Genomic DNA, 11,555 nt, shown 5'->3' with positions numbered 1-11,555 from the left:
ATGAAAAAAATCATGTTTGCTTTCTTTCTATCATTGCTTCTCGTATTCCCAAGCTTTGCACATGCTGAAGAAACAGGTGCAGTACCAGCTTCCGTACAAGTAACAAGTGTCACAGCAGCCGATAGTGGAATAGTGAATTACGGCTATGGCAGTAAATATCGCGTGGGTTCTTATTATCCAGCTACGTTTAAAGGAACACTAAAAGATGCAAGCGGAAATCTCATGCCTAATCAGCCGATCAAGCTTTATTTTGAAGCAGCGATCAAATCATATGCTCAAACAGCGACAGGCACAACAGACGAGTATGGGCAATTTTCACTGACGTTTCAAGTTCCTGCAGGTGCAGGCTACCAATCATACAATAATGCAGGCTGGTCAACACATTACTACGATATCGTTCCAGTGACGTTCACGTCAAACGACATCAAACTATCTTCAAATGTCACAAGTGTGTACCATTTGGCATATACATCACGTTACTAATCTCATAAAAAAAGATGTCACCAATCTGAAACTTCCCTTTCTAAAAAAAGGGAAGTTTTTTTGTTTTTTACTGGAAAAATACCAATATATGCCGATGATAATATTGTAGGAAAAAAAAGGAGGATTTATCGATGAAAAAAATGATGTTTGCTTTCTTTCTATCATTGCTTCTTGTATTCCCAGCCTTTGCACATGCAGAGGAAACAGGAGCAGCACCAGCATCTGTACAAGTAACAAGTGTCACAGCAAAAAATGGTGGAATGGCCGATTACGGTTATGGCAGTAAATATCGAGTGGGTCCGCGTTATCCAGCTACGTTTAAAGGAACCTTAAAGGATAAAAATGGTAAATTGATGGCTAATCAGCCAATCCAGCTTTATTTTGAAGCAGAGATCAAGTCATTGGCTCAAACAGCGACAGGCACAACAGACGAGAATGGACAATTTTCACTAACGATTCAAGTTCCTTCAGCTGCAGGCTACGATTATTTTGATAATGGCAGGTTTAAACATTATTTTGATGTCGTTCTAATCACGTTCACTTCAAACGACATCAAGCTATCTTCAAATGTCTCAAGTGTGTACCATTTGGCTTATTCAATCAATTCTTAACTAATCTGCTGGATGAGACGACTTAGCGAAAACCCTGTCGTTTTGATGGAAAAAAGGATGTCATCATGTGACATCCTTTTCTTTTTGTTAGCAAACCTGCTGGGCGGCAACCGAAAGAGTCGATAAACAAACACTCATCAGCCGTTATTCCCAGATTCGATCGAGCGTTTAACTTTTAATCTTGAGCTTTGATGGATAAGAACTTTCACACTTGAACTTTGATCCTTGAATGTTCAGCTTTGAGCTTTTATCAAGGATCATCCTAAGATGATCATCAGATGAGGAGGGAATGACCTTTCCCTCGGAGGTGTTTAGTTCTATCGATTTTCGGCTCACTAACAAAATCAATTAATCAATCTGTATTTTCGTCAGTGTATTGCTTTCAGATAAGGAAAAATCAACTTCCATTTGAAAATCTTCAATTTCTTTCGAAAGCTGTTCAATTTTCACTCGAAGGCGAAGCGGATCGATGATCACCGCCTCATTTTCAGCTAGAAAAGACTTCACAATCTCTTGGTTAGCAGCCGCTTGTGTCTTTCCATCTTTTCCAAACAAGGTCTCTAAATGCTGATCAAGTCTCTTTTTCACATCTTCATTCGTTTGTTCAGCTTTGTCGACCAGCTCTTTGTACACCTGTTTCATTTTCCGTAAATAACGAATATCGTAGTCTATCGACGTCTTACGTTCAATCGCTTCTGCCACCGTCATACGGACACCCGCCACATCAATCATTGTGGTCGCATTCGATACAACGATGGCCGATTTGATGGCATTTCGGCGTTTGATTAAAGCTTGAATCGATTGGTCATCAGCCTTCGCCTTTTTTTCAACTTCTTCTTGATTCTGAAATCCATGCTGTATATGTTTCCCGATCATCAATCCACCAAGTACGGCTTCATCAACAGTTCGGTTGATTCTCTTATCTAACATTTTCAGTTCACTTAATGCTCTTGTAATGGTCATTTCCATATTCACGACAACTCCCTTGGTTCATCCTGAAAATCATAGATTCCTATCATATACCAAAGTGTGCTTCTTTTACTAGCGATATCCTTTTTTGTCAGATGGTTTATATAGAAAAAAACCTGATGTTTATACACCAGGTTTTTCTCGTTTTTTCTGAATCCAAGCTGTCACGTAATAGGCAGCATAGCAGAGCGCAATGAAAGGAATGCCGCAGATAAGGGCAATCCGCTGATTTGGATCAAAGGCAATGCCGATGACAGATGCAAGACATAGAAGGAAGGCTGCAATCGGAACTACTGGATAGAGCGGTGTTCGAAAGGATAAATCATGAAGCTGTCCGCCTTCCTGTAAAAATCTTTTCCGAAACATAAACTGTGAGGCAGCAATCCCCATCCATACGACCACAACGGCCAGTCCAGAGATTGACACAAGGACAAGGTATACCGTTGCTGGTGCGATCACACTCGATAGCAAAGAAAGAATACCACCGATCATACTTAAAATGAGTGCATTCAAAGGAATTCCTTTTGACGTCAGCTTCGCTAGTTTTTTAGGAAGTGTTCGTTCCTCAGAAAGCGACCAAAGCATACGAGATGATGCGTATAATCCTGAGTTTGCGGCAGATAAGATCGCGGTCAGGATGACAAAATTCATGAAATCTGCGGCATAAGGAATCCCGATACGATCAAATACCACGACAAATGGGCTTTTGATCACCCCGGCTTCTTCTACTGGAATCAAGCCAGCTAAAACAACGATCGTTCCAACGAAAAACAGGACGAGACGCAGGACGGTTGTGCGAATTGCTCTTGGAATGGTCTCGTCAGGATTGACGCTTTCACCCGCAGCAATCCCAATCAACTCCGTACCTGAAAAAGCAAAATTGACCGCAAGCATCGTCATTAAAATCGGTAAAAAACCGTTTGGGAAAAGTCCGCCTTCACCAGTGAAATTAGAAAAGAACGGAGCGGCCTCACCGCCCTTTAATGGAATCAAACCAAACATTGCAGCTCCGCCAAGAATAATAAAGAGAATAATAGCCATTACTTTAATACTGGAAAACCAAAACTCTGATTCTGCAAAAAACTTGACTGTAAATGCGTTCAGTAAAAAGATGAGAAGAGCAAAAACACCACTCCACATCCAAACCGAAGTGTCTGGAAACCAGCGCTGCATTAATAGTCCTGCCGCTGTAAATTCCGAACCGAGTGCCACTGTCCACGTCAGCCAATATAGCCAAGCGACCGTATAGCCTGTACCAGGTCCAATGTATTTTGTTGCATACGTATGAAAAGCCCCTGTGACCGGCATTGCGACAGACAGCTCACCTAAACAAAGCATCACGAGGTAGACAATTAATGCCCCCACAAGATAGGCAAGAATGGTTCCCGCAGGTCCGGCCTGATTGATGGTATAGCCAGAGCTTAAAAAGAGCCCTGTTCCAATGACGCCGCCTAGAGAAAGCATGAACAGGTGCCGGCTTGTCATTTTTCGTTGGTATTGTTGTGACTGATCTTTTGCTTGTTCCATGTCTTCCCGCCCTTTTGCTTAGAAGTATGTGTGATGATTCATGATGCTATGATGTGGTTCGTTTTAAGATGTCATTAATATCTTCTGGGGTCGTCCGGCAGCAGCCGCCGATGATATGCGCGCCGTCTTTGTACCATTGATACGCACATTCGCCAAAAGTAAGATGTGACGTATCTCCGCTCCATACCTTTTCTTCAGGATCATATACTTCACCTGAGTTTGGATACACCACAATCGGTTTGCTCGTTCCTTTTTTCATCTCTTGAATGAGAGAAGTGATAAATTGCGGCGGCGTGCAGTTCACGCCGACAGCAGCGATTTGTTCATAAGGTTCCAGTGCTTGTACACATTCTCTGAGTAAATCTCCTTCACTAATATGACGGTCGTCCTTCGCGCTGAATGTAATCCAAGCAGATACCCCGCTGAATTCATCCTGCAGCAGCTTTGCAATGGCAGTTGCTTCAATCAGACAAGGAATCGTTTCGCAAGCAAGAATATCTGCACCCGCTTCTACTAATGCCTGAATTCTTGGTCTGTGAAAATCAATGAGAGCCTGCTTAGTAAGTCCGTAATTTCCCTTATATTCTGAACCGTCAGACAAATAAGCGCCGAATGGCCCCACAGATCCAGCGACAAATGGTTTTGTCCGCCCTTCACGACGCGCTTCATCCTGCCAAAAAAGATCGCGTGCTTCTTTCGCTAAAGAGACAGAGCGTTTCATGAGTTCAATCGCTTCTTCTTTTGTATAGCCTTTTTCAGCAAAGCCTTCAATCGTTGTTTGGTAGCTGGCGGTTGTTGCGCAGTCAGCACCTGCTAGGAAGTAGTCCAAGTGTACTTGTTGAATCAATTGTGGCTGTTCAATGAGTATTTTGGCTGACCATAAACGATCGTTTAAGTTACAGCCCTTTCGTTCAAGCTCTGTTGCTAATGCACCGTCTAAAATCAAAGGTGCGTGAGCCTGTAAACGGCTTTGAATAGGATTCATCGGAATCAAACAGCCTCCTTTTTAGATCGGATTTGATGGGTATGATATGAGGCAGTAGTTTAAATGACTAAAGCGTTTTTGTCAAGGAGAGGAAAAAGCATATTAGGGCGCGAAAACCCTGAAAACATGCAGGTTTTGATGCATAAAAATGCAGTCAAAATAATAGAAAACCAAGTCATTGACAGCCTCTAAAAAGAGATATATATTATGGAAAGATTGATTTCAGAAAGCTTCATCAAAAGGCGCCGTCTTTTGATTTTTATGTTGTCCAACGACTGTCTTCTTTCGTGCAGAAAGAGGGTTTTTTATATGCTTAAAAAAGGAGGAAAGAAGAAATTGAAAAAATGTGTAAAAGATATAGCGATGATTCTGGTTGGTTCTTTTTTATTTGCCGCAGCAGTAAATATGTTTGTCATTCCGCTTGAATTTGGTGAAGGCGGCGTAACGGGGCTGTCCATCATTTTTTATTATTTGTTTGCAATAGCACCGTGGCTGACGAACCTCGTGTTCAATGCCATTTTACTGCTTGTCGGGTATAAGTACTTAGACAAGAAAACCACAATTTACACCGTGGTTGCCGTCGCAAGTAACTCCCTATTTTTACATCTGACCACAACATGGGTCGTGAATGTACATGAAATGATTATTGGAGCAATTTTCGCAGGAATCATCATCGGAATTGGGATTGGTCTTGTGCTCAGAGCCGGTGGAACAACGGCGGGTTCTGCCATTCTCGGAAGAATTGCCAACAAGTATTTAGACTGGAACGTGAGCTATGCCATCTTGTTCTTTGATTTGATCGTTGTATTTGCTTCCTACTTTATTATTGGTGCGGAAAAATTAATGTTTACCATTGTGATGCTGTACGTGGGGACAAAGGTGATGGACTTCGTGATAGAAGGACTTAACACGAAAAAAGCAGTGACGATTATTTCTTCGTGCAAAGATGATATTGCCGAAGAAATCAATCACACCTTAGATCGAGGCGTCACGATTTTAAACGGACGCGGTCATTATTCAAAGGAATCGAAGGAAATTCTTTACGCAGTCATTCAAAAGCAAGAGCTCATGCGTCTCAAGAAAATTATTAAGAAAATTGATCGAGACGCATTCGTGGTTGTCCATGACGTACGCGATGTGTTCGGAGAAGGATTTGTGAATATATAAAAATGAAAAGAAGACAAAGAGCTAAAAGACCCTAAAATGGGTCTTTTTTTATTCTCTATACCTCTTGTCACACAATACTATGTAATGTATAGTATAAAGAGTTAGGAGTTGTAAACATGAATGCACAATTAAAAAAAGGGTTACTGGAATTTTGTGTACTGGCGGTATTAAAGAAAGGCGATTCCTATGGTTATCAAATCATTAAAGATATGTCCCATTGTATTGAGATTTCAGAATCGACATTATATCCAATTTTAAAGCGTTTAGAGCAAAACAATTATGTGGAGACCTATTCCCAGGAACATAACAGTCGATTAAGAAAATACTACCGCATGACAGAAAGCGGGCGGGAGCATATGGCGCAGTTTTTAGAGGAATGGGATCAGGTGATGGCGATTTACGACTTTATTTCTGGAGGACAGGGCAATGAATAAAAAAGAATTTTTGAGCAGCCTAAAGAAGCATCTGCATCTTCTAGGCGAAAAAGACAGTGATCGGTTTATCGAATACTACGATGAAATGATTGAGGATTATCAGGAAGATGGCTACAGTGAACAGGAAGCGGTTCATCAAGTCGGTCAGCCTGCTATGATCGCTGAAGGGATTTTGAAGGAACAAGGAATAAAAACCGTTCAGGTGCCGACGTTTGGAGAAAAAGCCACAAGACTCTCCATTCTCATTTTAGGCTTTCCGTTATGGGGCAGTATTCTAGCAACAGTCTTCCTGCTGATTCTTTCTGTGTATATGGTGATTTGGTGCATTCCGCTCGTGACAGGAACAGTGACGCTGGTTGGTCTGCTCGGCGGTTTTTGGAGCATCATTGGTTCTCCATTTATTTTTCAGGACGGTTTGCATGTAGTGGTGACGCAGATTGGCGTTGGTATTCTTCTATTAGGTGTCGGATTATTAAGCGGCATAGCCACGGCGTATTTGACTAAGCTATTTGTGCAAATGACTATTCAAACCACTAAGGCATTCATGGGAATGTTTAAAAAGAAGGTCGTGAGAGTATGAACGTGAATGATTTAAAAAAGCAATGTATCAAATGGGGGATCATCTTCACCGTTGCCGGAGGAATTGTCATGGCAATTGGTTTTGGAATATCAGGCTTTGATTTAGATGCATATCACAACAATGACCAGAGCAACGTGTTCCGCACCATCAATTGGAGCAAGCCATAATAAATGAAAAACCCGCTTATGCGGGTCTTTTTTTCGCTCGGGCCACAAAGAAGAAATAGCAGCAAAGTGCGCCTAGATCACAAAGCATAATAATCAGACCCATTGGAAAGGCTGTTTGGCTTCCGGCAAGTCCGACAAGAGGTGTCATGCAAGCGCCTAGCAGCATTTGCGCCACGCCGATCAGTGCAGCTGCACTTCCTGCATGCGCTCCGTGATGCTGCATCGCCAGAGACGGCGCAGAGGTGCCGACAATTCCAACGCTTGAGACAACAAAAAACAATGGAATCAGAATACCGTACAATCCTGCATCAATCGAGATCATGAAAAATAAAGTGACTCCCCCTAACGCAGCTGTCAGCAATCCAATGCGAAGGACTTTCTCTTCACCAATTTTCGCAGCAACTCGGGCAAATACTTGTCCAGCCGTGATGATTCCAAGACTATTTACCGCAAAGGCCGCACTAAATCCTTGTGGAGAAAGGTTGAAAATATCTTGAAGCACAAACGGTGAACCAGAAATATAGGCAAACATCGCTGCAAATACAAGACCTTGCGAAAGGGCATACCCAACAAAGAGACGATCACTGGCTAAAATTTTCATTGCACCTGCAATCTGTTGAAAGCCCCCGGTCTGTCTACGCTCCGCGGGTAAGCTTTCTTGCAGTGAAAAAATGGATCTCAGCAGCATCAATGCCCCGAGGATTCCTAGTAGTACAAATACACCCTGCCATGTTGTGAATCGTAAAATCTGTCCGCCTGCAATAGGTGCTGCTGCCGGAGCAACCCCGTTGACTAACATCAGCAGTGCAAAGAATTTCGTCATTTCTGATCCTTCATAATGATCTCGGACAATGGCTCGTGCAATGACAATGCCTGCTGAACCAGCAAGTCCTTGAATCAATCTAAGAAGAATGAACGTCCAAATCGATGTGACCACTGTACAAAGAAGGGATGCCGCAATAAAGATGGTCAAGCCAATCATCAGCGGTTTTCTTCTGCCAATCGTATCGCTGATCGGACCTGCAATCAGCTGGCCGAGCGCCAGTCCAATGAGACAAGCCATCAGACTTAATTGGGACAACGCCGTGCTTGCCTCAAAATCACGAGCAATATGAGGCAAAGCAGGTAAATACATATCCATTGCCAGCGGAGCAAGAGCTGTTAAAGATCCGAGCAATGCGGCAAGGAGAAATCGATTTTTTTTCGATTCTTGGGGATAAGATAAAGAACTCATATGATGACAACACTCCTCGTATACTTCCTCAACACAGCATAATGAATCAAGCGTTCCTTTTCAATGAAAAATTTTCAAAGATGATTCCGTGCAAAATGATTGATCTTTCGCATGAGACTCTTTACATTGAATGAGTAGAGAAAAGAGTAAAGGCTATTGCATGCAGTGATTGCATGATATGTATACCCACTAATAGAGAGCAGGAGGTGCTGACATGAAGCAGCAAGAGCTAATCATTCGTCAAGCAGTCAAAGAAGATCATGAGGCCATCACGCACGTGCTGATCAAATCCTATGCACAGTATGAGCCTCAATTTACAGAGGAAGGCTGGCAAAATTATTCTGCCGCGCTTGCAGCAGCTGTAGATAATCCGAACATGGAGCTGATGCTTGTGGCGGAACTTGACGGCAAGGTCGTGGGGACGCTCCAAATGTTCCGTTCATCAGAGCAAGCATATGACAAACCCGAAATGGGCATTACATCAGCCATCGTCCGGTTTTTAGGAGTAGATCCCGATGTGAGGGGAAAAGGCATTGCAGAGTCATTGCTGCGTAAAAGTATTGAACTGACGCAATCATGGGGCGAAAATGTCCTGTATCTTCATACATCTGATAAAATGCAGGCCGCCATTCGCCTATATGAAAGAATGGGCTTTGAGCGTGCGCTTGATAAAGAATTTGTGAACCAAAATGGGACGCATGTCAAGAGCTATCAATATGTGATCAAGAAAGAACAGCCGGCAGGTTCATAGTATAACGTGCAGCAAAAGGAAGAGCTTACCTCCATGGACAGCTCTTCCTTTTTTCGATTTACGCCCACAGTACCAGCGCCCAATATGATACCCCCCACGAGATTAAACCGAACATGACAAAGAATTTTAACATGCGCTCATAAGGAGACAGCTTTCGTTCTCTCTTCGTTTTCACCAGCTGCCAATAAAGGACATAACCACAAATCATGAGGATGATTTGTCCAAGCTGTGTAAAATTTTCAAGAATCGTGATTCCGTTCATTTATTTCACCTCGTCATAGGTCTTCCATAAGTAAATGAGGCAATCCTTTATTTCTTCAAAAAAAATCGGTGTATACTGGAAAGAGACCAAATGTTTAGAGGGAGTTGTGACATGTTATTTTCGCTGCATGCGGATCGTTGGGATGAAGTCATCGAGAGAAAAATCAAATACGATCAGAAAGTTGTGGAACATATCTGTCAGCTGTTAGACGCAAAGGAGCAGCAGGCTGTGCTGTTTCACAAGATTGAAGACCCGTTTACGATGAGGGCAGGTGAGGGTGCTCTAACCATTCCAAAAGGGAGCTATACGACCGCTTATTATTGGAAGGATCGTCCTTATAACATATATTTCTGGAGAGATGATCAAGGAAAGGAACTAGGATCTTATTTTAATATTGTGGGAGATACACAGTTCAACGGGCAGCTGGTCATGTTTGAAGACCTCATTATTGATCTTCTCGTTCTTCCGAATGGTGATGTCTTTGTGCTGGATGAAGATGAATTGCCGGAGAGTTTAGCGGATTTTGAACACGGTACAGTGCGGCGGGCATTAGAGAGCGTGACGGCTTCGTTAGAAAGCATTCTCGATCAAGTGAGGGCAGATGCCGAAGGGAAATATCATCACAGCTTGTTTGAGCCGATGTTGAGATAGAAAAAAACGATTCCTCGCTGAAAGGAATCGTTTTTTCTGTTAAACCTTAATACGGTTTAAACGTTTTTGTAAATTGGTTTTTGTTTTGGAGGCTTTTAGCTGTTTGACAGCGCTTTGAGCTACTGCTTTTGTTTTCTTTGTTCGTTTGGCTTCCGCTTTTTTGACCTTTTGTTTAGCGTCTGTCACTTTCTTTTGATAAGCGACTTGTTTTTTGACTTTGTCGAGCCGGTTTTGCAGGCTTGTTTTTTCTTTGCCTTTGTTTAGTTTTTTGATGGCCGTTTGAGCACTTTTAATAGCGCCCTGTGTTTTGTTCTTTTCGGCTGTTTTGACCTTTGCACGTGCCGAGCGGATATCAATGGCTGCTTGGACTTTCTTCACCCGTTCTGTGAGTGCTGTTTTTTGCTTGCTTGCAGTGAGCCGGCCAATTCTCGTTTTGGCTTGATTGACATCTGCCTGCTTTTTAGATGTTTCGGCTGTTTTGACAGCACTGGCCGCAGCCTTTAAAAAGGTGGATTGCGGCACATATTGCACGCGGCCATAGCCGAATTGTGGATCCTTCCCTTTTGCGCCAAGATCCACTGTATAGCTGCGCAATAAAGTGCGAAGCTGTGCATTTGTTTTCTTCGGATGAAGCTGCTTTAACAGTGCCAGCATTCCTGTGACATGCGGTGCAGCTTGAGATGTACCCGTTGCATACCAATATTCATTTTTCAAATAGGTACTGATGACGTTCTCGCCAGGAGCAGAAAATTCAATCCCTTTCCCTGTATTCGAGATAGACGAAAGTTTGTCTTTGTCAGTCGTTGCAGAAACGGCAATGACGCTATTGTAGGCGGCTGGGTAGCTAATATGATTCTTTTTCCCATCATTTCCGCTTGCAGCAACCACGAGCAGTCCTTTTTTATATGCTTCATCCACTGCTGAACGCAAGATGGGGATATTGTCTTCAAAGCCTAAACTTAAATTAATAATGTCCATCTTATTGGTAATCGCCCAATCGATGCCTCGAAGCAGACTATATAGGTCGCCTTCTCCCTTTTTATCTAACACTTTCACAGCATACAGCTTCACACCAGAAGCGACGCCAACTGTTCCATAATCGTTATTAAGCGCACCAATCGTGCCGGCGACATGTGTGCCATGTCCTTCATCATCTTTATAAGAGGATGTGTAGTTCACGAATGATTTACCGCCGGATACCTTTAAATCCTCGTGTGGGAAAATACCAGTATCTAATACGGCTACTTTTACATTTTTACCAGTCACGCCTTCTTTTATTGCTTGCTTTATATTTAGTTTTTGTAGATTGTAAGATTTTTGTACCAATACATCCTGATTAGTTGCAGCGGCTGTTTTCTTCACAGTTGAAGCCGCGAGTTTGACCTTTACGTTTTTTGAGACGTAAGCGATGTTTGGGTCTTTTTTGAGTGAGGTGACCGCTTGTTCATCTGCTGTCACAGCGACAGCGGGAAGATGTATGTACTGTGCGTTCACTTTCTCACTTTCCTCAATAGCTGTTTGTTTTCCTTTTTGATTTTTATAGACGATGATGACATCTGTTTCTTTTGGCGGTGCAGCTGCCTGCGAATGGAAAGGCAAAGCAGTTGTCAACGCAAGAAGAAACGCAATGACGATAAGTAATTTCTTTTTCAATGCGTGGCTCCTCTCATCCGATGACCTCGGTCTTTTTTCTCTATTATATCGGAGAAAGCAGATGGATGGGATAGTAGAATT

14 protein-coding genes are annotated in these 11,555 nt (G+C 42.6%); 8 read left to right on the top strand and 6 right to left on the bottom strand.

Annotated features, from left to right (window positions below; translation table 11 throughout):
- Positions 1-483: a hypothetical protein gene (locus MHI60_RS05960; RefSeq protein ID WP_144472760.1), complete on the top strand. Its 483-nt coding sequence runs from the start codon at positions 1-3 to the stop codon at positions 481-483.
- 131 nt (positions 484-614) lie between these two features.
- On the top strand, positions 615-1,094 hold the full coding sequence (locus MHI60_RS05955) for an Ig-like domain-containing protein (protein ID WP_095407625.1): 480 nt from the start codon (positions 615-617) through the stop codon (positions 1,092-1,094).
- 348 nt (positions 1,095-1,442) lie between these two features.
- Here the strand turns inward: MHI60_RS05955 and MHI60_RS05950 are convergent, their stop codons facing one another.
- From MHI60_RS05950 to mmuM, 3 genes are all read right to left on the bottom strand, one after another.
- The gene (locus MHI60_RS05950) at positions 1,443-2,063 is read right to left on the bottom strand and encodes a hypothetical protein (RefSeq protein WP_048238197.1); all 621 of its coding nucleotides are present in this window, start codon (positions 2,061-2,063) and stop codon (positions 1,443-1,445) included.
- A gap of 123 nt (positions 2,064-2,186) precedes the next feature.
- The gene (gene mmuP / locus MHI60_RS05945; protein WP_144485989.1) at positions 2,187-3,590 is read right to left on the bottom strand and encodes an S-methylmethionine permease; all 1,404 of its coding nucleotides are present in this window, start codon (positions 3,588-3,590) and stop codon (positions 2,187-2,189) included.
- 46 nt (positions 3,591-3,636) lie between these two features.
- A complete protein-coding gene (gene mmuM, locus MHI60_RS05940) occupies positions 3,637-4,575 on the bottom strand; it encodes a homocysteine S-methyltransferase (RefSeq protein ID WP_144485987.1) in 939 nt (312 codons plus the stop codon).
- 336 nt (positions 4,576-4,911) lie between these two features.
- Here mmuM and MHI60_RS05935 point away from each other — a divergent pair, with 336 nt between their 5' ends.
- The 4 genes from MHI60_RS05935 to MHI60_RS05920 all read left to right on the top strand — a co-directional run bounded on the left by MHI60_RS05935 (position 4,912) and on the right by MHI60_RS05920 (position 6,923).
- A complete protein-coding gene (locus tag MHI60_RS05935; protein WP_238409425.1) occupies positions 4,912-5,742 on the top strand; it encodes a YitT family protein in 831 nt (276 codons plus the stop codon).
- A gap of 116 nt (positions 5,743-5,858) precedes the next feature.
- Complete coding sequence (locus MHI60_RS05930) at positions 5,859-6,176, top strand: PadR family transcriptional regulator (protein WP_024424392.1); 318 nt, start codon at positions 5,859-5,861, stop codon at positions 6,174-6,176.
- A complete protein-coding gene (locus MHI60_RS05925; RefSeq protein WP_144485985.1) occupies positions 6,169-6,756 on the top strand; it encodes a DUF1700 domain-containing protein in 588 nt (195 codons plus the stop codon). Before MHI60_RS05930 ends, MHI60_RS05925 begins: the two co-directional genes overlap by 8 nt.
- Entirely contained in the window at positions 6,753-6,923 is a 171-nt protein-coding gene (locus MHI60_RS05920) for a hypothetical protein (protein ID WP_186318707.1), read from the top strand. The genes MHI60_RS05925 and MHI60_RS05920 overlap by 4 nt, the downstream gene beginning before the upstream one ends.
- 16 nt (positions 6,924-6,939) lie before the next feature.
- On the opposite strand, the gene MHI60_RS05915 is transcribed toward MHI60_RS05920, so the two are convergent.
- On the bottom strand, positions 6,940-8,157 hold the full coding sequence (locus MHI60_RS05915) for a multidrug effflux MFS transporter (RefSeq protein ID WP_095407630.1): 1,218 nt from the start codon (positions 8,155-8,157) through the stop codon (positions 6,940-6,942).
- A gap of 214 nt (positions 8,158-8,371) precedes the next feature.
- On the opposite strand from MHI60_RS05915, the gene MHI60_RS05910 reads away from it, so the two are divergent.
- Positions 8,372-8,908, top strand: a complete 537-nt coding sequence (locus MHI60_RS05910; RefSeq protein WP_095407631.1) for a GNAT family N-acetyltransferase — start codon at positions 8,372-8,374, stop codon at positions 8,906-8,908.
- A gap of 58 nt (positions 8,909-8,966) precedes the next feature.
- On the opposite strand, the gene MHI60_RS05905 is transcribed toward MHI60_RS05910, so the two are convergent.
- Entirely contained in the window at positions 8,967-9,170 is a 204-nt protein-coding gene (locus MHI60_RS05905) for a hypothetical protein (RefSeq protein WP_048238193.1), read from the bottom strand.
- A 111-nt stretch (positions 9,171-9,281) separates the two neighbouring features.
- On the opposite strand from MHI60_RS05905, the gene MHI60_RS05900 reads away from it, so the two are divergent.
- Positions 9,282-9,821 carry a DUF402 domain-containing protein gene (locus MHI60_RS05900; RefSeq protein WP_144485983.1) on the top strand — a complete coding sequence of 180 codons (540 nt, stop codon included), beginning with the start codon at positions 9,282-9,284 and terminating at the stop codon, positions 9,819-9,821.
- A 39-nt stretch (positions 9,822-9,860) separates the two neighbouring features.
- On the opposite strand, the gene MHI60_RS05895 is transcribed toward MHI60_RS05900, so the two are convergent.
- Positions 9,861-11,474 carry a S8 family serine peptidase gene (locus MHI60_RS05895; RefSeq protein WP_263639904.1) on the bottom strand — a complete coding sequence of 538 codons (1,614 nt, stop codon included), beginning with the start codon at positions 11,472-11,474 and terminating at the stop codon, positions 9,861-9,863.
- Between the last annotated feature and the right edge of the window lie 81 nt (positions 11,475-11,555).

The sequence above is a fragment of the Bacillus sp. FSL K6-3200 genome, from assembly GCF_038630485.1.
Taxonomy (GTDB): Bacteria; Bacillota; Bacilli; order Bacillales; family Bacillaceae; genus Bacillus; species Bacillus safensis.
This window is presented reverse-complemented; position numbering and strand designations above follow the sequence as displayed.